The sequence below is a fragment of the Streptomyces yangpuensis genome (assembly GCF_024666385.1).
In the GTDB taxonomy this organism is placed as follows: Bacteria; Actinomycetota; Actinomycetes; order Streptomycetales; family Streptomycetaceae; genus Streptomyces; species Streptomyces yangpuensis.
In genome coordinates, this window is the sequence record NZ_CP102514.1 from 221675 (window position 1) to 242393 (window position 20719).

Consider the following 20719-nt stretch of genomic DNA (forward strand, 5'->3'; position numbering starts at 1 on the left):
CAGCAGGTATGCGGCTCACGCATGCCTGACCTGCGAGATCTTCGCTTGTCGCAATGCGCGCCGTGCACGAGTGTGGCGGTCATGAACTCACCGCACACCATCGCCGTTCTCGGCCTGGGACGCATGGGCGACGCGATCGCGGCACGACTGGCTGCCGAGGGCTGGGACGTCGTCGGCTGGACACGCTCCGGACGGCCTGCGTCGGGCGCCGCCCGCACGGCCGCCGATCCGCAGGGGGCAGTCGCGAAGGCCGAGGTCGTGCTCCTGGCGCTGTTCGACGGTCCGGCCTGCCGCCAGGTGCTCGAAGACGTCCGCGGCTCGCTGCGCACCGACACGATCGTGCTGAACACCAGCACCATCGCTCCCGCCGAAGCAGCCGAGCTGGCCCGGCAGTTCGGCCCGTACTACGTCCACGCGCCCGTGCTCGGCTCCGTGCCCGCTGCCACCACGGGCACCCTCCGGATCCTGGCCGCTGCGGACCGGGACACGTTCGACCGGGTCCGACCCGTCCTGGAAGCTCTGGGCACCGTGCGGCGCGTCGACGGCGACGCCGCCACAGCCGCTTCGCTCAAGCTGATCGCCAACAGCGGCCTGGCCGGCGCCGTCCTCGTACTGCGCGACGCATTGCAGCAGTCCGACGCCCTCGGCCTGCCCCGCGCTCAGGCGCTGGACGTCCTCGAACTCGGCCACCTCGGCAGGCTCGTCGCCCGCAAACGTCCCTTCCTGACCGTCGAACCGGCCACGGAAACAGGCGTGGCCCCGGCCACGGCCGAGTTCACCGTCGGTGCGCTGGCCAAGGACATGGCTCTGCTGGCCGGCGCGTCCGGCGCCCCGCTGCGCAGCGCGGCCGAGCTGGCCGGCAGCCCGGCCGGCCCCGAGTCCGACATCGCCGCTGCCGCCACGGTCCCCGCCGTGCACGACGCCGTCCTCGAACCGCTCCGCGCCTACGTCCGCGGCCACGCCACCGGCGACCCCGCCCACTTCCGGGACGCGTTCCTGCCCACCGCCCACGTCGAAGGGATCCGGGACGGCGTTTTCGTCTCGTGGCCCCTGGACTCCTACTGCGCGCTCTTCCCGGGCCGGCCGGCCTCCGACGAGCCGGCGCGGTCCCGCCGCATCGACACCGTCGATGTCCACGGCACGGTGGCGACCGCGACCATGACGCTCTCGCACGGCGCGGACACGTTCACCGACGTCTTCCTGCTGGTCCGTGCCGGCGGCGGCTGGCGCATCGCCAACAAGGCCTACCACCGGCATCCCTCCCCCTCCCACCCGCAGGCGGGAGGCCGGGAGTCAGAGGGTTTCGCTGAGTGAGTCCGCCAGGCGGCGCCGGGCCGCCCGGGTGGCCGGGAGCGCCGCCGCCGCGACCGCGCCCAGGACCGCGCCGACGATCACGGTCAGCAGTACCGGCAGCGGCGGCAGCTGGGCGATCCCCGCGCCGATCCCGCTCGACGCGCCCTGGGTGTCCACCAGCCAGGTGCCGGTCAGAACGCCGACCGCCGTGCCCACCAGCGCCGCCGCGAGGGCGGTCAGGCCGGCGGCTGTCACGATCATCGCCCCGATCTGCCGGGGCGTGAGCCCGATCGCCTTCAGTGCGAGCAGGTCGCGGCCCCGGTCGCGCACGCCCGTGCCGATCAGGGTCAGCAGTTCGATCAGGCCGATGAGGGCCAGTACGGCGATCAGGGCGCCGATCACCCCGCGGGCCGGTTCCAGCCGGTCGGCAGGGTTGGGCGTCTCGCGGATCTCCAGGGTGCCGCCGGCCACCGTGGCGAGGGCTCCGCCGACGGCCCGCGGGTCCGCCCCCGCGCGCAGCTCCAGGGCGTGGTAGGCGGGCCGCAGCCGCGGGTCGCGCTCGCGCAGGGCGTCGAGGGTGGTGGTGATCACCCGGCCGCCGGACTCGGGCTCGATGGTGCGGCCGACGAGGTGCAGGATCTGCGGCCGTCCGCCGACCGTCATCCGCACCCAGTCGCCGACCCGTACGCCGAGGAGGTCCAGCAGTCCCTGGCCGGCCACCGCCTCGTCGGGTCCGGCGACCGCGCGTCCCTCCACCACGGCTGAGGGGTAGGGCCGGCGGGCCGTACCGAGCCCGCGCAGGGTGATGGTCCCGGTTTGTCCGGGGACGAGCGCGGCCATCTCGGCGCCGGGATGGACGGCGGCGACGTCCGGGGCCGCGGCGAGGGTCCGCTCCAGTTCCGCGTCCGACGGTCCGGCGGGCTGCCCGGCCCGTACGGTCAGTGCCGCGGCCAGCCCCATCTGTGCGGGGCGGCTGCGGAACTGGTCGAGCGTCGACCAGGTGACGAGGGCGACGGTGATGAGCACCAGCGGCAGCGCGAGCCGGGCCACCGCTACGAGCGTCCGGCCCCGGCGGGGGAATGCCGCGCGCCACCCGAGGACGAGGGCGGGGGGCACGCGGACGCCCAGCGCCCGCTTGCCGAGCGCGGTCATGGGTGCGGCGGAGGGCAGCGCCGCGCGGGCCACCGGCACCGGCGGCACCCGTCCGGCCCGCCAGGCCGAGAGCCCGGTGGAGGCCGCGATCAGCAGCACCGCGCCGACGGGTATGCCGATCATCATCGCCGTGTGGCCGGGCAGCTCCTGCCACACGGCGGCGGCCTCCCCGATCCGCCCGGGTATCCGGGCGCCGAGCAGGGCGATCGCCGCGGTGCCGAGGGCGACACCGAGGAGCGCGAAGGCCAGGTGCTGGAGGAGGAAGCCGCGGGTGACCTGGCCGGGGGTGAAGCCGATCGCCTTGAGGACGGCGATGTCCCGCAGCTGGCCCCGTACGCGGGCGCCGACCGCTCCCGACGCGGCCAGCGCGGCGGCGAGCAGCGCACCGAGGCCGAAGACGCCGAACATCGCGCCCAGCAGCCGGTCGTCGCCGCCCGCGTCGGCGCGTGCCTGCTGCCATTTGGTGACCTCTGCGACCCGGTCGGCCCCCAGTACGGTGACCGCGCGCTGGACGATGAAGTCCGTGTCGTCGGGGTCCTCCAGGCGCAGGCCCACGCTCTGTCCGGTGTCGCCCCGGGCGATCCGGTCGAGCGTGGCGGGGAGCACCCAGCCGATGCCCGCCGCGCCGCCCGGCTGGTAGCGGGGCTCGGCCACGTCGGCCGTCCCGCTGACCCGCAGCAGGTGCGGTGCGCCGTCCGGCCCGGTGACGCGTACGGTGTCGCCCGGCTCCGCCCACAGGGCCCGGGCGACCGAGGTCTCCAGTACGACGGAACCCGCGCCGGAGCCGGAACCGGCGGCGTGGTCGCCGGGCGCTGCGTCGCCGGGCGCGCCGAGCCAGCTGCCGGCGGCGACGACCGGCCGTCCGGTGCGCGGGGGCTCCTCCGGGGCCGCGCGGAGGGTCACCCCGGCCCGGGCCCCGCGGGACTCGACCGTGGTGGCCGCCGTGCGGTAGGGCCCCGACAGGTCCGCGACCCCGTCCACGCCGGACAGGGCGCCCGTGTCCGCACCGGCACGGGTGTGCAGCCAGATGTGCGCGCCGTGGGACTGGTTGAAGACCCGCTGCCAGGGGTTCGCCGCGTAGCCGAACAGCGCGCCGGCCAGCAGCAGCGAGGCGATGACCCCGGCGCTGGCCAGGACGACGAAGAGGGCTTCGCCGCGGTGTGCGCGGAAGTCGGCCTGCGCCCAGCGCAGGGTGGCCCGCACGGTCACTCCTTGAGTTCGAGCACGCCGGAGACGCCGCCGGACGGCCCGGGGCGGGGCCCGCCGCCGAGCTGCGCGTCGTCGGCTATCCGGCCGTCGAAGAAGCTGATGACGCGGTCGGCGGCGCTGGCCATCCGGGCGTCGTGGGTGACCATCATGATCGTCTGGCCGCGCTGGTGGAACCGGGTGAGCAGCCGCAGCACCTCACGGGTGCCCTTGCTGTCGAGGCTGCCGGCCGGTTCGTCGGCGAGCAGCAGCGCGGGGTGGTTGACCAGGGCGCGGGCGAGCGCGACGCGCTGCTGTTCGCCGCCGGACAGTTCTCCGGGCATGGCCCGTTCGCGGCCTTCGAGACCGAGTTCGGCGAGCAGTTCCGCGCGGGAGTCGCGGGCGGCCTTCGGGGAGACGCCGGCGAGCAGGGCGGGCAGTTCGACGTTGTCGGCGACGGTGAGGTTGGAGACGAGGTTGAAGAACTGGAAGACGACGCCGATGCTGCGGCGGCGCAGGACGGCCCAGCGGGCCTCCCGGTATGCGTCGACCCGCTCCCCGTCGATCCACAGCTTGCCGCCGTCGGGCCGCTGGAGGCCGCCGATGAGGTGCAGCAGCGTGGACTTGCCGGCTCCGGACGGGCCGGTGACCGCGACGAACTCGCCGGGCTGGACGGAGAGGTCCACACCGCGGACGGCGGGCACCGGTGCGCCCTCGCCGTGATGGGTCTTGGTCAGTCCCTCGGCGCGGACGATCGGCGTGGCGGGGCGGGCGGTGGGCACGGCTGGAGCGGCGGTGGCGTCGTCGCTCATTCCAGCTCCTCCTGACAGCGTTCCAGCCAGTCGAGGTCGGCCTGCAGGTGCAGCATGGCGCCCTCGATCAGCAGTTGGGAGATCTTGTTGTCGCGGTCCTCGGCCGCGGCCAGCTTCGACAGGTCCCGCATGGTGTTGAGGTACTGGCGGCGCTGCTTGTTGATCAGGGCTATCGGATCGGCCAGTCCCGACTGCGGTGCGAGCGCCAGTTTCATGAAGAACTCGTCCCGTACCCGGGGTTCCTCGGCGGTGTCCTCGAACCACGCCAGTACGGCTTCGCGCCCTGCGTCCGTCAGCTTGTACGTGCGTTTGTTGGGCCGACCCGCCTGTTCGACGTCCTCGCCCTCGATCAGACCGCTCTTCTCCAGCCGGCCGAGGGTGACGTAGATCTGACCCACGTTGGGCTGAGGGTACGCGGCGCCCAGGAGCTTCTCAAGGTCCTGCTTGAGCTCGTAACCGTGCGCAGGGCTACGGGTGAGGAGCGCAAGGAGCGCCAGCCGCACTCGCTCCCCCTCCCTCCCGCTGTGTAGTCAACCGTTCACTGGCGCCGGGACGGATGTCGCCGCCGTCCGTCCCGTCTGCCTGGACGTCTAGTATCGCCCATGCCTAACGGGTATATATAGGCCACGGTGGTCGGCGATGCAGCCGGATCGTGCACTGGGAGGAATCTATGCGGTGGATGCGTGCCGCGGGTAGAGCTCTCCTGGTGGTGGCGGTGGTGCTGACGGGGTACGCCGGTCTCGGTGTCCGGCCCGACGCAGGTGCCGTTTCCGACGCCCGCGGTCCTCTGACGCTCGTGACGGCGGGCGATCTGACCGACTACCTCGGTCCGCTCCTCGACGACTGGAACGAGAGCCGTCCCGACGAGCGCGTCACGCTCGTCGAGCTGCCCGACTCGGCCGACGAGACCCGGGCCCAGATGATCAGCGAACTGCGATCGGGCCGTGACCGGTTCGACGTGCTGAACATCGACGTCGCCTGGACGTCCGAGTTCGCGGCCGCCGGATGGATCTCCCCGCTCGAACGCGGCCGCTTCCCGCTGGACGCCTTCCTGCGGCCGGTCGTGGACACCGCGACCTTCGACGGACGGCTGTACGCGGTGCCGTACGTCACCAACGCGGGCCTGCTGTACTACCGCAAGGACATCCTGGACCTGGAGGGCGAGCAGCCGCCGCGGACCTGGTCCGAACTGGTCCGTCAGGCGCGCACGATCGCCCCGCGGCACGGCCTGGACGGCTATGCCGGCCAGTTCCTCCCGTACGAGGGGCTGACGGTCAACGTCACCGAGGCCGTGCATTCGGCGGGCGGTTCGATCCTGCGCGACGACGGCGCCCGCGTCACCGTGGACTCCGCCGCGGCGCGCACCGGGCTGCGGTTCCTCGCGGACGGGGTGCGGGACGGCTGGATCTCCCGCGAGGCGCTCGGCTACAAGGAGGAGGAGTCCCGGAAGGCCTTCCAGGACGGCCGGCTGCTCTTCCTGCGGAACTGGCCGTATGTGTACGCGGACGCGAGCGCGGCGGGATCGAAGGTCGCGGGCCGGTTCGGCGCGGTGCCGCTGCCCGGGGCCGACGGGCCCGGCACCAGCGTGCTGGGCGGCTCCAACCTCGCCGTCAGCAGTCACGCACGCCATCCGGCGTCGGCGGCCGATCTCATCTCCTACCTGACCAGCGAGCGGGTGCAGCGGCGGGTGCTGACCGAGGGCTCGCTGCCACCGGTGCGCGCCGCGCTGTACGAGGATCCCGAGCTGGTCCGCGCGTATCCGTACCTGCCGACCCTGCGCGAGAGCGTGCTGTCGGCGGTGCCGCGCCCCAAGAGCCCGCGCTACGACCAGGTGAGCCTCGCCGTGCAGGCCGTGGGGCAGGACCTGATGGCGTTGCGGCAGACGCCCGACGAAGCGGTGGCGCGGCTGGCGCGCGAGCTCGGGGCCATTTCCCGCACGGACTGATCGCACTTCTCCACCTCCCCTGAGGGCTCCTACTTACATGTTAAGTAGGAGCCCTCAGTCATGCACGTGGGCATTCAGGGACAAAGCACCCCAGCTTTCGCCTGTTTCTGGACACATCGTTGACACCTTCCAGTCTTCACTACTTAACATGCATGCATAACAGCGCACCTGATCCAGGGCGCTCTCGCATTCAGCAGACAGGTCGACGCGAGATGCTCAGCACCCTTCCGACCGCTACCGGTCACCCCTCCCGCAGCGCCTCCCCTTCCGCCCCCTGGTGGCGCGACGCGGTGATCTACCAGGTCTACGTCCGCAGCTTCCTCGACAGCACCGGGGACGGGGTCGGTGACCTCGCCGGCGTCCGCGCCGGACTTCCCTACCTGCGCAAGCTCGGCGTGGACGGCATCTGGCTCAGCCCCTTCTACCCGTCGCCGCAGCACGACCACGGCTACGACGTCGCCGACTACTGCGGCGTCGACCCGGTCTACGGCGACCTCGCGGAGTTCGACCGCCTCGTGTCCGACGCCCACCGGCTCGGTCTCAAGCTGCTGCTCGACATCGTTCCGAACCACTGCTCCAGCGAGCACCCGTGGTTCCGCGAGGCGCTCGCCGCGGCGCCGGGCAGCGCGCCGCGCTCCCGCTTCCACTTCGCGCCGGGCCGCGGCCCGGACGGCGCGGAGCCGCCCAACAACTGGCACGCCATGTTCGGTGGCCCGGCCTGGAGCCGGACCACCGGGGCCGACGGCACGCCCGGCGACTGGTACCTGCACCTCTTCACCCCCGAGCAGCCCGACCTGAACTGGCGCGACCCCGCTGTGGGCGACGAGTTCGAGCGGGTGCTGCGCTTCTGGCTGGACCGGGGCGTGGACGGTTTCCGCATCGATGTCGCCGCCGGCCTGTTCAAGCACCCCGAGCTGCCCGACTCCGACGACCCGGGCGCCGACGAGCGGGCCCGCGACGCCGTCAACCAGCTGGCCTGGAACCAGCCCGAGGTGCACGGAGTGTGGCGGCGCTGGCGCTCGGTCTGCGAGGAGTACACCGCCCGGGACGGCCACGAGCGGCTGCTGGTGGGCGAGGTGTCCGTGCCCACCGCGCGCGAGCACGCCGAGTACGTGCGCCCCGACGAACTGCACCAGGCGTTCTTCTTCGACCTGCTCAGCGCACCCTGGGACGCCGAGGCCTTCCGCACCACGATCACCGACGCGATGCGCGACATCGCCGGTACCGGGTCCACCGTCACCTGGGTCCTCAACAACCACGACCAGGTCCGTACGGTCACCCGCTACGCGGGCGAGCCGGGGGTGGAGGGGAGCGGACTGGGAGCGGCCCGCGCCCGCGCCGCGGCCCTGCTGATGCTCGCCCTGCCCGGCGCCGCGTACGTGTACCAGGGCGAGGAGCTCGGCCTGCCCGAGGTCCTCGATCTGCCCGACGAGGTCCTCACCGACCCGATCTTCCGCCGTACCGGCAGCCGTCGGCACGTACGGGACGGCTGCCGCGTGCCCCTGCCCTGGTCCGGGCACGCCTCCCCGTTCGGCTTCAGCCAGGAGACCGCCGGCGTCAAGCCGTGGCTCCCGCAGCCCGAGTGGTTCGCCGAACACGCCACCGACCGGGCCCTGGCCGACACCCGCTCCTTCTGGCACCTCTACCGCGACGGCCTCCAGCTGCGGCGCACCCTGCCACAGCTCGGCGACGGAACCCTGCGCTGGCTGGACGCACCCGCGCAGGTCCTGGCCATCGCCCGCGGTGACGGCCTGATCTGCGCGGTGAACTTCGGCACGGAGCCGGTGCCCGCACCGGTCCCCGGTACCCCGCTGCTGGCCAGCGGCCCCTGCCCCGACGGAATCCTCCCCGCGGCGACCGCGGCCTGGTGGGCGGGCGAGTACCCGGCTCCCGGCCCGGCGGCCCCGCAGCCGTAACCCCCAGCCGGCCCCCGGCCGGCCCCCAGCCGGCCCCCAGCCCCCGCACGCGCAGCCCCGCCGCCCGCGCCCCCGTAGCCCGTTCCTTCCTCAGCCCGTGGTCCCGGGCAGGCCCTGCCCCGGCCCCGGACGTCCCCGAAAGGACTCCTCATGCGACGACCCAGCAAGACGACCCGCCGCAGTGCCGCCACCGCGACGGCCGCCCTCGCGCTCGCCCTCGGCACCACCGCCTGCGGCGGCGCCACCGGACCCGCGGGCAGCGGTGAACTCGCCGGCCAGACCGTCACCGTGGCGGGCGTCTGGACCGGCGCCGAGCAGCAGAGCTTCAAGAAGGTCCTCGACGCCTTCACCCAGAAGACCGGCGCCAAGACCGTCTTCGTGCCCTCCGGCGACAACGTCTCCACCTTCGTCGGAAGCAAGATCGAAGGCGGCAACGCACCCGACGTGGTGATGGTGCCGCAGGTCGGCGTGCTCCAGCAGTTCGCGAAGGAGGGCTGGCTCCAGCCGCTGTCCGAGCAGACCGCCCAGACCGCCGGATCCACGCTCGCGCCGGTGTGGAAGAACTACGGCACCGTCGACGGCACGTACTACGGCCTCTACTTCAAGGCCGCCCACAAGTCGACCGTCTGGTACGCCCCGGAGGCCTTCGCCCAGGCCGGCGTCGGCGAGCCCAAGAGCTACAGCGACATGCTGAAAACCGGCCGCACCCTCGCGGACTCCGGCCGCCCGGCCTTCGCCATAGCCGGCGAGGACGGCTGGACCCTCACCGACTGGTTCGAGAACATCTACCTCTCCCAGGCCGGACCGGAGAAGTACGACCAGCTCGCCCAGCACAAGCTGAAGTGGACCGACGAGAGCGTCGTGCGGGCCCTGACCACCCTCGGGGAACTGTTCAAGGACAAGCAGCTCGTGGCCGGCGGCGCCGATGCGGCCCTGGGGACCGACTTCCCCTCCTCGGTCGCGCAGGTCTTCGGCCCGGAACCCAAGGCGGGCATGGTCTACGAGGGCGACTTCGTCGGCGGCGTCGCCAAGGGCCAGTTCGGCAAGAAGCTCGGGCAGGACGCCAAGTTCTTCCCCTTCCCGTCGGTCGACGGCGGCCGGCCGCCGGTGGTCAGCGGCGGTGACGCGGCGGTCGTCCTGAAGGACGGCAAGAACGGCAAGGCCGGCCTGCGGCTGGTCGAGTTCCTGGCGAGTGCCGAGGCGGCCGAGGTCTGGGCCGGCGCGGGCGGCTTCCTGTCCCCGAACAACGAGGTCGACTTCGCCTCGTACAGCGACGACACCACCCGCAGCACCGCCGACTCGCTGATCGCGGCGGGCAACTCGATCCGCTTCGACATGTCGGACCAGGCTCCGGCCGCGTTCGGCGGCACCAAGGGCGCGGGCGAGTGGAAGCTCCTCCAGGACTTCCTGCGCGACCCGTCGGACCCGCAGGGCACCGCCGCGAAGCTCGAGGCCGAGGCCGCCAAGGCCTACGGGAACTGAGGCGACCGCCATGGCTGACACCGTGACCGTCCGCCCCCCGACCGTCCGGCCCCCGACCGTCGGCTCCGCGGCCGACGGCCGGCGCCGGGCCCAGCGCAGGAAGCGCCGCCTCGCGGTCGTCTTCGTCCTGCCGGCCCTGCTGCTGCTCGGCGCGCTGGTCGTCTACCCCGTGCTCTTCTCCTTCGGCCGCAGCCTCTTCGACGCCGAGGGCGACCGGTTCGTCGGCGCCGCGAACTACGCGGCGATCGTGCAGGACCCGGCCACCCTCAAGGCCATCCGCAACAGCGCCATCTGGGTCGTCGTCGCCCCCACCCTGCTCACCGGACTGGGGCTGCTGCTCGCCGTGCTCACCGAGAAGGTGCGCTGGGCCACCGCGTTCAAGCTGGTGCTTTTCCTGCCGATGGCCGTGTCGTTCCTCGCCGCGGGCATCATCTTCCGGCTCGCCTACGAACAGGACCCGGACCGGGGCGTGCTCAACGCCGCCGCCGTCGCCGTCCACGACGGCTTCGACGACGCCGCCGCGTATCCGACGGCCCGGGCCCGGGAGGGCCACGGTCTGACGGGCGGGGCGGGCGGCCCGTACACCACCACGTCGACGGTACGGCCCGGGGGCACGGTCGGTCTCGGGTTCATCGGGGTCGCTCCCGACGCCCTGCCGGCCGGCGCGAAGGCCGCGGCCGGCCCGGCCGACGCGGCGGGGACGGCGGGGAACCCGCCCGCCGCCGGCACCGCAGGCGCCGCGGACGCGATCGGGGGCGTCGTCTACCTCGACTTCGCCCCCGGCGGCACCGGCACACCGGGCCGGGTCGACCCCGGTGAGAAGGGACTGCCCGGCATGACGGTCGAGGCCGTGCGGGACGGCCGCGTGGCCGCGACCGCGACCACGGCCGACGACGGGTCCTTCCGATTCGCCGGCCTGGCCGACGGCGACTACACCGTCCGGCTGCCCGCCGCCAACTTCGAAGCCCCGTACCAGGGCGTGAACTGGCTCGGCCCCGCGCTGGTCACACCCGCCATCATCGGCGCCTACCTCTGGGTCTGGACCGGCTTCTCGATGGTCCTGATCGGCGCCGGCCTCGCGGCCATCCCGCGCGACGCGCTGGAGGCCGCACGCATGGACGGCGCCACCGAGGGCCAGATCTTCCGCAAGATCACGGTGCCGCTCCTCGCGCCGGTGCTCACCGTGGTCTTCGTGACCCTGGTCATCAACGTGATGAAGGTCTTCGACCTCGTCTGGATCATCGCCCCCGGACCGGTCCAGGAGGAGGCGAACGTACTGGCCACCCGCATGTGGCTGGTCTCCTTCGGCGGTGGCAACGACCAGGGGCTGGGCAGCGCGCTCAGTATGGTGCTCCTGCTCCTCGTCGTCCCCGCGATGATCTTCAATGTCCGGCGTTTCCGAAGGAGTGGAGCATGAGCGGCCACAGCATCGTCGAGCGGCGCGGCCCGTCCGGGCGGACGACGGCGCCCGGGCCCGTCGGCCGGTCCGCGCAACCGTCCGCGCAGCCATCCCGGCAGCGGTCCGTACGCGCGTCCCGGCGGATGTCCGCGACGCCGCCCGGATCCGCGCCCGGGCGCCGCCGCGGGGGCCGGATCTCCCGGCTCCTGGGCAGCTCCGTCGTCCAGGGCGTCCTGGTCCTGGTCGCCCTCGTATGGATCACACCGCTGGCGGGCCTGCTCCTGTCCTCCCTGCGTTCCGAGCAGGACAACGCCACCGAGGGCTGGTGGACCGCCCTCACCGACCCCTCGCAGCTGTCCCTGGACAACTACAGCGCCCTGCTGAGGGATTCCGGCATCGGGGCGGCCTTCTGGAACACCGTCCTGATCTCCGTGCCGACCACCGTCCTGGTGGTCGTCATCGCGGCGCTCGCCGGATACGCCTTCGCGTGGCTGGAGTTCCCCGGCCGGGACGCCGTCTTCCTCGTGGTCGTCGGGCTCCTCGTGGTACCCGTGCAGATCGGCCTGCTGCCGGTGGCCAAACTGTTCGGCGCGGTGGGCCTGTTCGGGACGATCGCGGGAGTGGTCCTCTTCCACGTCGCCTACGGACTGCCGTTCGCGATCTTCCTCCTGCGCAACTACTTCGCCGAGATCCCGCGCGAGATGCTGGAGGCCGCCCGGATGGACGGCGGCAGCGAGTGGCGGATCTTCTCCCGGCTCGTGCTGCCGCTCGGCCGCCCGGCCATCGCGAGCCTGGCCATCTTCCAGTTCCTCTGGGTCTGGAACGACATGCTCGTGGCGCTGCTCTTCGCGGACACCGGGTCGCAGCCGCTCACGGTCGCGCTCCAGTCCCAGATGCGGCAGTTCGGCAGCAACATCGGCGTCCTCGCACCCGGGGCGTTCCTGTCGCTGGTGGTTCCGCTGGTCGTTTTCTTCGCCTTCCAACGGCACTTCGTCCAGGGCGTGATGGCCGGCTCGGTGAAGTAGCACCGGCCGGACGGGATCCGCTCCCCGCCTCCGCACGGGTACCCCTACCCGTGCGGAGGCGTCCGCGTGCGGGACGCCGGGAGGGGCCCGTCAGAGGCGGTCAGCGGTCCTCAAAGGCAGTCAGAGAACGTCAGCGGGCAGTGAGCTGCGGGCGGCGCCCGGCCCACGGCCGGGCTTCCTCCAACTGCGCCGCCACCCGCAGTACGGACACCTCGTCGTCGCGGCGGCCCACCAGCTGCACGGCGAGCGGAAGCCCGTCCGTACCGTGGCCCGCGGGCACGGAGGCCGCCGGGTGACCGGTGACGTTCCACAGGGCGGTGTAGGCGACCATCGGGCGGGAACGCGCCAGCGCCGTCAGCAGACCGGCGCCGTCCAGCGCGCCCACCGGGCGCGGGCGGGCGGCGACGACCGGGGTCAGCAGCAGGTCCATGGTCGTGAACATGCGGTCGGCGCGCTCCGCCAGCCGCTCCCCCGCCCTGATCCCGCGTTCCACGGCGGATTCGGGGAACAGGCGGGCGAGCGCGAGCGTGCTCCGGGTACGCGCCTCCAGCAGGTCGGGGCGCTCGACGGCGACGGCCTCCGCGCGCACCCCGCCGCAGAACTGCGCCGCGAACGAAGCCGTCGCGTCCGGGTAGCGGGGGCTGACCTCCCGTACGTCGTGCCCCAGTTCGCGCAGCGCCCGTACGGTCTCCAGCATGGCCTCGACATGCTCGGGATGCGGGCGCACACCGGGTACGGCGGGCTTGGCCGAATAGCCGATGCGCAGTCGGCCGGGCGGGGTCTCCAGGGCTCGCAGCCACCCGGTGGTGACGGGGCGGGCGCTCCAGCGGTCGGCGGGGGTGGTGCCGGCGAGGACGTCGTAGAGCAGGGCGGCGTCGCGGACGCTGCGGGTCAGCGGTCCCACGGTGCCGAGGGCGTACCAGAGGTGCGCGTTCGGGACGGTGGAGACCCGGCCGCGCTGGGGCTTGAGGCCGAACAGCCCGCAGCACGCGGCCGGAATGCGGATGGATCCGCCGCCGTCGCCGCCGAGCGCGGCGCCGACGAGTCCGGCCGCGACCGCGACCGCGCTGCCGCCGCTGGAGCCGCCGGGGGTGCGGGTGATGGCCCAGGGGTTGCGGGCGGTTCCGTGGGTGTCGGACTCGGTGAAGGGCCACTGGCCGAACTCGGGCATCGTCGTCTTGCCGATGACGACGGCTCCGGCGGCGCGCAGCCGGCGTACGGCTTCGGAATCGGCGGCGACGGGAGTGTGGTTGGCGGCGCCGCCGAAGGTGGTGACCTGCCCGGCGACGTCGAGCTCGTCCTTGACGGCGATCGGCACGCCGTGGAGCGGGCCCTGTGCCTGCTCGGGGTTCCGCTCCGTCTCCGCGTCGAGGGCGTCGGCCTCCGCGAGCGCCTGCTCGGCGAGGACGACGCGGAAGGCTCCGAGAGCGGGGTCGAACCGGGCGATGCGGCGCAGCGCGGCCTCGACGAGGGCGCGGGAGGTGACCTTGCCGGTACGCACCGACTCGGCCTGCCGCTCGACCCCTTGGAACATCAACTCCGCGTCGTCCCGGTCCATGCCCACCCACCCCTTCGCCCCGTACCTCTCGGTAACTCCGGGCAAGGCTGTCGCCCCGCCGCCCCCGCGTCAAGCACTCACCCGCAAGATCGGCCACGCCCCGGGGTGCGCAGGGTGCGGCTGCCTGCGGTCGGCGGACTCCCGCCCGGTGCGGGGGCCCGGAACCGTAGGCTGCGGGACATGACAGTGCTGTACGGCGACGCCGTCGAACTCCGGCCCTCCGAACCCCACGACGTCCCCGGGCTGGCCGCGATCCGCGCCACTCCGGAGGTACGGGCCCGCTGGCGCGGCGGCGACGATCTCGTGGCCGAGGTGACGGAGGACCTGGCGGATCCCGACACGCACTGCCTGACGGTCTACCAGCAGGACCGGATCATCGGCCTGCTCCAGTGGCACGCCGAGGAAGACCCCGACTACCGGCACGCCGGCATCGACCTCTTCCTGGACCCTGCGGTACACGGCCGGGGCCTGGGCACCGACGCCGTCGCAACCCTCGCCCGGCACCTCGTCCACGAGGCCGGCTTCCACCGGCTCGTCATCGACCCGGCCGCCGACAACGCCGCCGCCATCCGCTGCTACACGAAGGTCGGTTTCCGGCCCGTCGGCATCATGCGGCAGTACGAACGCGGCGACGACGGCACCTGGCACGACGGCCTGCTGATGGACCTCCTCGCCGAGGAGCTGCCCGACCTGCCGCCGGAGACGGACAGCGGCGCCGGCTGACGGACGGCCGGGAGGGGGTGGGTGGTTGGGTGGGTGGGAGGGGTCGTCAGTCGGTGAGGGTGGCGGCGTGGTCGGGGACGGCGTGCTGGAGGTCCTTGGGCGGGCGCACGTAGCCCGTCGACGCGGGGCGCGGCGGGAGGCTGATCGACGGCAGGGCAACGTCCTCGTACGGGACCGAGGACAGCAGGTGGGCGATCATGTTCAGCCGCGCGCTGCGTTTGTCGTCGCTCTCGACCACGTACCAGGGGCAGTCCTCCGTGTCCGTGTGGACGAGCATCTCGTCCTTCGCCCGGGAGTACGCCTCCCAGCGGGTGAGGGACTCCAGGTCCATCGGGGAGAGCTTCCAGCGCCGGAGCGGGTCCTCGGTCCGGCGGCGGAAGCGTTCCTCCTGGACGGCGTCGCTGACGGAGAACCAGTACTTGCGGAGCAGGATCCCGTCCTCCACCAGCATGCGCTCGAAGACGGGGCACTGGCGCAGGAAGCGCTGGTGCTCCGCGGGGGTGCAGAAGCCCATCACGTGCTCCACTCCGGCGCGGTTGTACCAGCTGCGGTCGAAGAGCACGATCTCGCCGGCGGCCGGCAGGTGCTCCACGTAGCGCTGGAAGTACCACTGGCCGCGTTCGCGCTCCGTCGGCTTCGGCAGGGCGGCGATGCGGGCGATACGGGGGTTGAGGTGCTCGGCGACCCGCTTGATCGTTCCGCCTTTGCCCGCCGCGTCGCGGCCCTCGAAGACGACGACGAGTCGGGCGCCCTCCGTACGGACCCATTCCTGGAGCTTGACCAGCTCCGTCTGCAGCCGCAGCAGCTCCTGCTCGTAGAGCGCCCTCTTGAGACCCATGGTGTCCGCCTCCCCGTCGTGGTCCGTGTTCCGGTGCGTCCTGTCGATCAAGTCGGTCAAGTCAGTCACGGCGGGCATCCGAGCGCAACGACGCCGCCCCGGCTCGGGCGTGTCGGCGGCCATCCGCCGGAGCGCTGTCCGTCGAGCCAGTCGCCGCCGATCAGCTCGCGCAGCCGGTCCGGGGCCGGCGCCGTCCGGCTGCCGGCCAGGAGGCCCGCCCCTCCGTCGTCACGCACGAGGACGTCCGGGCCCGGGAGCCACCGGATCCCTTGTCCCTCCTCCCCGTCGGGGTGGGCCGGGAACGGCAGCCGGACGCACGTCTCCGCCAGCAGCTCGCGCGAGCGACGCCGCGGCAGCCGGCTCGGATCACTCCGCGGCGCCGGCGACGGCGGCCCGGTGCCGGCGGCAGGAGGGCCACAGCCTTCGCTGCCGTGGCGGCTTCACCGAGGCAGTCGCCGTGGGGGGAATCCCGGACGCGGTAGGGGTGCCCGTCGTGCGCCGGGGCGACCGCGATCACGGGAGGGCAGGGCGAGCCGGTGTGGGCGTTGAAGCCGAGCGTCCAGTGGCTGGAGAAGGGGTACAGCTGCCGCAACCGCGGCTCCGCGTACGCCGCCTCGACGAGCAGGCCGAACTCCGGGAACTGCGGCTCGACGGCGGCCTGTTCGCGGATCCGCCGCCACTGCACGTCCACCACCGCCGCCGGCCCGCGTTCATGGGCCTCGGCGAGTTCACCCACGTGCAGGAACGGCAGCAGGGCGGTCAGCTCGGCGAGGCCCTTCCCCGCCCCCCACGCCACGCCGGCGCGCACGACGTCGCGGAGGTCCGGGGTCTCTCCCGTGACCAGTTCGACCCCCGCGCTCCAGCCGGCTACGGCGAACCGGCGCCGGTCGGCCCCGGCCCGCACGGACAGCGGCCTCCGCCCGGGATGCGGGGCGGCGATGCCGGCCGATGTCAGGGGCCCCCAGTCGCCGGGCACCACGGTGATCTCGGCACCGAGTTCGGAGGCGAGGCGCTCCAGGGCGGACGCGAGACCACCCGCGGCGACCAGGTCGGGATAAAGGACGGGATACGAGCCGGAGCGGGAGTTCACCCCCGCAGTGTGCAGTCCCGGAACCGAGGCGCGGAACGGCGGCCGGGAACCGCGGCCGGGAACCGCGGGCCCGCACCTGCGGTGACCGGGCGCGTAGCCTGTGGGCCATGACCCGCCGTACGCCACCCCGGCCCCTGGACGTCGAGCAGTTGTTCCCCGAAGTCGCCCCGTTCCGGCGGCAGGCGGTCCGGCTGCATCCGCGTGCGGGGAGCCCGACGTACCGGGACAGTTCGGTGGGCGGTCCGCTGCTGTGGCCGCAGGAGGAGCCGTGGCCGGTGTGCCCGGAGCACCGCGAGTCCGCGATGGTGCCGGTCGTGCAGGTCCACGCCGCCGACGCCCTGGGCCTCGTACCGTTCCCGACCGGCTGTGACCTCCTGCAAGTGCTGTGGTGTCCGCAGTCGCACGACGGATGCTGGGTGGTCCCGGAGGTGCGCTGGCGGGACGCGGCGGCCGTCACGAACGTTCGCGAAGCACCGGGGGTTCCCGCCGCGGACGTGTACGGCCATGTGCCGAGGCCCTGCGTCGTCCACCCGGAGCTGGTCACGGAGTACCCCAGCTGGGACCTGCCCGACAAGCTGTGGGACACCCTGGAGTCGCGCTTCGAGCAGGTGGAGGCGGAGACCGGCTGGGACTACCACTACCACCTGTCCACCGCTCCGGGGACCAAACTGGGCGGGTACCCCGGCTGGTGCCAGGATCCGCAGTGGCCGGACTGCTCCGTGTGCGGTGAGCGGATGGCCCACCTGCTGACGGTGGAGAGCTGGGAGGCCGACGCGGAGTCCCGGCGGACGTGGACCCCCGTCGAGGACCAGGGTGTCCGCTACGAGGACACGGGCCTGATGCTCGGTGACGCGGGCGGGGTCTACCTCTTCGAGTGCCGGAGCTGCCCCGGGCGCCCGGTCGAGGAACGCTACGACTGCGCCTGAGCCCGGGGCGTCGACCCCATGTGCCCGCGGGTCGTTGTCCCGTCGGGGCTACCGCGCGGACGTGCGCGGCCGAGAGGGAGCAGCGCCGCTCCCCGTACGAAGCCGCCGCACACGCCGTTTCCCCGAACCCACCCGCCGAACCATGAAGATCGCATCCTGCCAGGGTGACGACCGCCGCCCGCCGGCGCACCGCCTTAGGCTGGCGGCCATGTCTGCTCACAGCCCGTCATTCGAGGTCGACGACGATGTCGAGGTGCCCGTTCCCGCGGCGGGCGAGGCCTGGACGGTCGGCGCCGTCATCCTCAACGGTGACGGCGCGGCCTTCGCACAGAAGCGGAGCACGGACCGGCGGCTCTTCCCCGACTGCTGGGACATCGTGGGCGGCCATGTCAAGGCCGACGAGACGGTCCTGGGGGCCGAGCGCCCCGCGACAGGCTAAGCCGTCGGCTGGTCCTCGTAGCTGCGCACCTCGCCGATCAGGCGGCGCAGGAGGTTGCGCGCGGCGGCGATGTCGGCCGCGGGGATGTCGGCGGTCAGGACCTGATGGATCGCGCCGGCGCGGGTGGTGATCCGCTCCAGGGTGGTGCGTCCGAGCGGGGTGAGGGTCAGGAGCGGTGATCCGCGGTGGTCCGGGTTCGGGTGGAAGTCCGCGAGACCCTCGCGGACGAGGTCGTTGGCGACCCGCTGCACTCCCTGGCGGGCGATCCCGAGGCGGCGGGCGGCGCGGGCGACGGTCAGCGGCTCCTCGGAGACCACGCTGAGCAGTTGCCAACGGGCCTGGGTCTGCCCCTCGGCCGCTGCGACGCCCTCCCCCATCCTGCGGAGCAGCCCGGCTGCCTCGTACACGTCCGCGACCAGCAGCGCCAGCTCTTCGGACATGCCACACCCCCCTTCGGATCACTCGAACGACAGCACGATGACAGTTCGGAAACCTGTTGTCATCCTACCGGCGCCGGTACGGCCAGGGCGCGGGCCACGGCCGCGGTGGTGGCCTCGGCGTGGTCGGGGATGTGACGGGACGCCCACGGCCCGACCAGGCGCATGAAGTCCGCGAGGTCACGCTCCGCGTGGGAGAGCTGCCGGCGCAGCTCCGTCACCGGCAGCTCGATCACCGGACTGTCGTCCCGCTCCGCGTCCACGGTCAACCGCACGCGCCCGTCGAGGCGTTCGGCGAACGGTGACGGGTCGTGGCCGAAGGAGGCCGAGCCGGAGCCGTCGACGACGACGGCCCAGTCGGAGCGCTCGTCGATGCCGTTGCAGCAGCCCGGCACGAGCGTCGTGCCGTGCACCGAGTCGGTGACCCGAAGCCCGCCGGATGCGAACAGGTCGTCCATGGTGAGCAGGCCGTGCAGGAAGGCTCCGAGCGGGTCGGCGGGCCGCGGTGGGCGTCCGTCGTCGGGCTCGCAGTCGTTGCACGCGGCGATCGCCATGACCGCTGTCCCCACCTCCGCCGGGGACAGCGCGCCGCTGAGCGGCAGGAAGTCGTACGGCTCCGCCTCGGCCACCGGCCAGAGGGTGAAGCCGCGGCACTGCCCGACCTCCAGGACCGGCTGCAGAATGATCACCTCGCCAGTCTGCCCGACGGCCGGATTGCCATCGGTACCGGCCCACCGGAGCCCAGGGGACGCGAGCCGGGGCGGCCTGGGTGTCAGGCCAGGCGGGTGCTGATCCGGTAGCGCATGTCGCCGGCCGCGCGGCGGATCTCCTCCGGCTGCCCGTCACCTTCCAGCACTCCCAGGAGCACCATCAGCGCCCGCGCCTCGTCCGCGCTGATCAGCTTCAGGCGGGGCTCGGTGACCCCGTCGAGCAGTGCGTCCAGCAGGTCCACCACGTCGTCCATGTCCATGCCCACACCAACGCACGACGTCCCGGGGATGTCACCCGGCGGAAGGTCCACGCCGGTCAGCGGCTCGCGGGCAGCTGCCAGAACAGCCGGTTCTCCAGGACTCCGGTCAGGTACGGGACGCCGTCGGTGTACCCGGATCCGTGCGCGTCGCCGAGCATCCGCGCCGCCAGGCCGCGATGGGCCGACTTCCACCGCTGGTGCCGGCCCTCCAGTCGGCCGAGCGCGGTGTCGAGGCGGTCCCACTCCGCCCGGTCGGGCCCTCCTCCGCGGCGGAGGTCGAGGTAGGCGCGGGTGACGGTGTCGTGTCCGGCGGCCCGCGCCTCGGCCCGTACGGCGGGCACGCTCGTGAAGGCGGCCGAGTGCAGCCGCGGGTCCGGCGGCACTCCGCAGAGGCTCTCGAAGCGTTTGTACTGCTCGGACTGGATGGCGCTGGCGCCCTGGGTGTAGTGGCGGAAGGCGGAGAAGTGTTCCGCGCGCATCGTGGCGACCGTGCGGAACAGTCCGGCGGCCCGCTCGAAGATCGCCGCCGCGTCGTCTATTCTCTCGGCACTTTCTCCGGGAGATCCCGCCCGCAATGCACGAACAGCCGATTTCACATGGTTCGCCATCGCCGTGAAGAGCATTTCATGGGCCTGGAGGATACGGATGAAGAAGTATTCGTCGTGGAGTACGTAGACCGGCTGGACGGTGACGTCGAACCACGCCCAGCCTCCCGTGGCCGGGGGTCCGGGCAGGCGGTCGGCGAGTTCCCGCAGCCGGGACCCGGGAATCCCGTCCAGGCGTGACGGCAGGTCTTCTGCCTCCGGCCCGCCGAGGCCCGCGGCCACGAACCTCAGGGCGTGCCGCAGCCGCGTCCGGACCGTTGCCGGGTCCGGCCGGCCCCGGCCGGGGCCCTCCCGCGACCCGGTCGCGGCCCCGGCCTCGAACCGCACGACATCGGCCATGAGCAGGGTGGCCATCCGCTCCGCGCTCCGTACTGCATTCCGCCCGTCCAGGAGCAGCTCCAGAACCGGCAGCGAAAGGTACGTACGATTCCAGAAGCGGTTCTCGTGTTTGTCCAGCACACAGTCGAGAAAAGCATGGAGGAGCGGGAGGTCCACCGTATCCCGGTCACGGATTTCCCTCAGCCGTATCAGCATGTGTTCCGGCAGGAAGTGTTTTCCCGTCCGTCGCACGTGGTCGTTGACGGACCGGGCCAGGGCGAGGCCGTCGGATTCCACCGGTACGCGGTCGGCGGCCACCCAGCGTCTTGGCGCCCGTAGGGCCGACGCATACCGCTCGTCCTGAGGAGTCATCGCCACTCACCTCTCCCGTGCCGTTGTGCGGCGGCGCTGGCCTCCACCAGACAGGACCGCGGGGCCGCCGGTCATGTCTCGGACATTCGTGTCTTGACAGCGGCGGGAGCAGCACCCCTCCGAAGGGCCTCCTGGGCGGGGGCGGCGGCGGGTGACGCTAAGGGCTGTCCCGTATTCCCCGGCGGGCGCACGACGACGGCTACGGCACCTCGCTGCGTTGTCGGAACGCCCGAA

The 20719-nt window shown here is 73.0% G+C and carries 19 protein-coding genes; 9 read left to right on the forward strand and 10 right to left on the reverse strand.

The window, feature by feature from the left end:
• Nucleotides 1–81: 81 nt before the first annotated feature.
• Entirely contained in the window at nucleotides 82–1314 is a 1233-nt protein-coding gene (locus NRK68_RS01145) for a nuclear transport factor 2 family protein (RefSeq protein WP_257854474.1), read from the forward strand.
• On the opposite strand, the gene NRK68_RS01150 is transcribed toward NRK68_RS01145, so the two are convergent.
• Genes NRK68_RS01150 through NRK68_RS01160 form a run of 3 tightly spaced genes read right to left on the reverse strand, consistent with a single transcriptional unit; the run spans nucleotide 1294 to nucleotide 4945 of the window.
• Nucleotides 1294–3648 carry an ABC transporter permease gene (locus NRK68_RS01150; protein WP_257854475.1) on the reverse strand — a complete coding sequence of 785 codons (2355 nt, stop codon included), beginning with the start codon at nucleotides 3646–3648 and terminating at the stop codon, nucleotides 1294–1296. The two genes, NRK68_RS01145 and NRK68_RS01150, sit on opposite strands and share 21 nt — an antisense overlap.
• Before the next feature lie 2 nt (nucleotides 3649–3650).
• Entirely contained in the window at nucleotides 3651–4442 is a 792-nt protein-coding gene (locus NRK68_RS01155; RefSeq protein ID WP_183066123.1) for an ABC transporter ATP-binding protein, read from the reverse strand.
• On the reverse strand, nucleotides 4439–4945 hold the full coding sequence (locus tag NRK68_RS01160; protein ID WP_030028637.1) for a PadR family transcriptional regulator: 507 nt from the start codon (nucleotides 4943–4945) through the stop codon (nucleotides 4439–4441). The genes NRK68_RS01155 and NRK68_RS01160 overlap by 4 nt, the downstream gene beginning before the upstream one ends.
• Before the next feature lie 167 nt (nucleotides 4946–5112).
• Between NRK68_RS01160 and NRK68_RS01165 the strand changes: the two genes are divergently transcribed.
• The 5 genes from NRK68_RS01165 to NRK68_RS01185 all read left to right on the forward strand — a co-directional run bounded on the left by NRK68_RS01165 (nucleotide 5113) and on the right by NRK68_RS01185 (nucleotide 12209).
• On the forward strand, nucleotides 5113–6387 hold the full coding sequence (locus NRK68_RS01165) for an ABC transporter substrate-binding protein (RefSeq protein ID WP_257854478.1): 1275 nt from the start codon (nucleotides 5113–5115) through the stop codon (nucleotides 6385–6387).
• Between the two features lie 212 nt (nucleotides 6388–6599).
• The gene (locus NRK68_RS01170) at nucleotides 6600–8303 is read left to right on the forward strand and encodes a glycoside hydrolase family 13 protein (RefSeq protein WP_257854479.1); all 1704 of its coding nucleotides are present in this window, start codon (nucleotides 6600–6602) and stop codon (nucleotides 8301–8303) included.
• A gap of 150 nt (nucleotides 8304–8453) precedes the next feature.
• The gene (locus NRK68_RS01175; RefSeq protein WP_183066120.1) at nucleotides 8454–9785 is read left to right on the forward strand and encodes an ABC transporter substrate-binding protein; all 1332 of its coding nucleotides are present in this window, start codon (nucleotides 8454–8456) and stop codon (nucleotides 9783–9785) included.
• A gap of 10 nt (nucleotides 9786–9795) precedes the next feature.
• The gene (locus tag NRK68_RS01180; protein ID WP_257854480.1) at nucleotides 9796–11202 is read left to right on the forward strand and encodes an ABC transporter permease; all 1407 of its coding nucleotides are present in this window, start codon (nucleotides 9796–9798) and stop codon (nucleotides 11200–11202) included.
• 125 nt (nucleotides 11203–11327) lie between these two features.
• Nucleotides 11328–12209: a carbohydrate ABC transporter permease gene (locus NRK68_RS01185; RefSeq protein WP_257857731.1), complete on the forward strand. Its 882-nt coding sequence runs from the start codon at nucleotides 11328–11330 to the stop codon at nucleotides 12207–12209.
• 130 nt (nucleotides 12210–12339) lie between these two features.
• On the opposite strand, the gene NRK68_RS01190 is transcribed toward NRK68_RS01185, so the two are convergent.
• The gene (locus NRK68_RS01190; RefSeq protein ID WP_257854482.1) at nucleotides 12340–13767 is read right to left on the reverse strand and encodes an amidase; all 1428 of its coding nucleotides are present in this window, start codon (nucleotides 13765–13767) and stop codon (nucleotides 12340–12342) included.
• 180 nt (nucleotides 13768–13947) lie between these two features.
• Between NRK68_RS01190 and NRK68_RS01195 the strand changes: the two genes are divergently transcribed.
• Nucleotides 13948–14490: a GNAT family N-acetyltransferase gene (locus tag NRK68_RS01195; RefSeq protein ID WP_257854483.1), complete on the forward strand. Its 543-nt coding sequence runs from the start codon at nucleotides 13948–13950 to the stop codon at nucleotides 14488–14490.
• Nucleotides 14491–14536: 46 nt separating this feature from the next.
• Here the strand turns inward: NRK68_RS01195 and ppk2 are convergent, their stop codons facing one another.
• The gene (ppk2, locus tag NRK68_RS01200; RefSeq protein ID WP_257857733.1) at nucleotides 14537–15328 is read right to left on the reverse strand and encodes a polyphosphate kinase 2; all 792 of its coding nucleotides are present in this window, start codon (nucleotides 15326–15328) and stop codon (nucleotides 14537–14539) included.
• Between the two features lie 160 nt (nucleotides 15329–15488).
• Nucleotides 15489–16418 (reverse strand): DUF6193 family natural product biosynthesis protein, encoded by a 930-nt coding sequence (locus tag NRK68_RS01205; protein WP_257854484.1) that lies wholly within the window; start codon nucleotides 16416–16418, stop codon nucleotides 15489–15491.
• 107 nt (nucleotides 16419–16525) lie between these two features.
• Here NRK68_RS01205 and NRK68_RS01210 point away from each other — a divergent pair, with 107 nt between their 5' ends.
• Nucleotides 16526–17344: a YwqG family protein gene (locus tag NRK68_RS01210; protein WP_183066115.1), complete on the forward strand. Its 819-nt coding sequence runs from the start codon at nucleotides 16526–16528 to the stop codon at nucleotides 17342–17344.
• 208 nt (nucleotides 17345–17552) lie between these two features.
• Nucleotides 17553–17783 (forward strand): NUDIX domain-containing protein, encoded by a 231-nt coding sequence (locus tag NRK68_RS01215; RefSeq protein WP_257854485.1) that lies wholly within the window; start codon nucleotides 17553–17555, stop codon nucleotides 17781–17783.
• On the opposite strand, the gene NRK68_RS01220 is transcribed toward NRK68_RS01215, so the two are convergent.
• The 4 genes from NRK68_RS01220 to NRK68_RS01235 all read right to left on the reverse strand — a co-directional run bounded on the left by NRK68_RS01220 (nucleotide 17780) and on the right by NRK68_RS01235 (nucleotide 20254).
• Nucleotides 17780–18223, reverse strand: coding sequence for a MarR family winged helix-turn-helix transcriptional regulator (locus NRK68_RS01220; protein WP_257854487.1), 444 nt, complete (start codon nucleotides 18221–18223; stop codon nucleotides 17780–17782). The two genes, NRK68_RS01215 and NRK68_RS01220, sit on opposite strands and share 4 nt — an antisense overlap.
• A 59-nt stretch (nucleotides 18224–18282) precedes the next feature.
• Nucleotides 18283–18909, reverse strand: a complete 627-nt coding sequence (locus tag NRK68_RS01225; RefSeq protein ID WP_257854489.1) for a hypothetical protein — start codon at nucleotides 18907–18909, stop codon at nucleotides 18283–18285.
• Between the two features lie 83 nt (nucleotides 18910–18992).
• On the reverse strand, nucleotides 18993–19190 hold the full coding sequence (locus tag NRK68_RS01230) for a hypothetical protein (protein WP_046776818.1): 198 nt from the start codon (nucleotides 19188–19190) through the stop codon (nucleotides 18993–18995).
• 56 nt (nucleotides 19191–19246) lie between these two features.
• Nucleotides 19247–20254, reverse strand: coding sequence for a tryptophan 2,3-dioxygenase family protein (locus NRK68_RS01235; protein WP_257854490.1), 1008 nt, complete (start codon nucleotides 20252–20254; stop codon nucleotides 19247–19249).
• Between the last annotated feature and the right edge of the window lie 465 nt (nucleotides 20255–20719).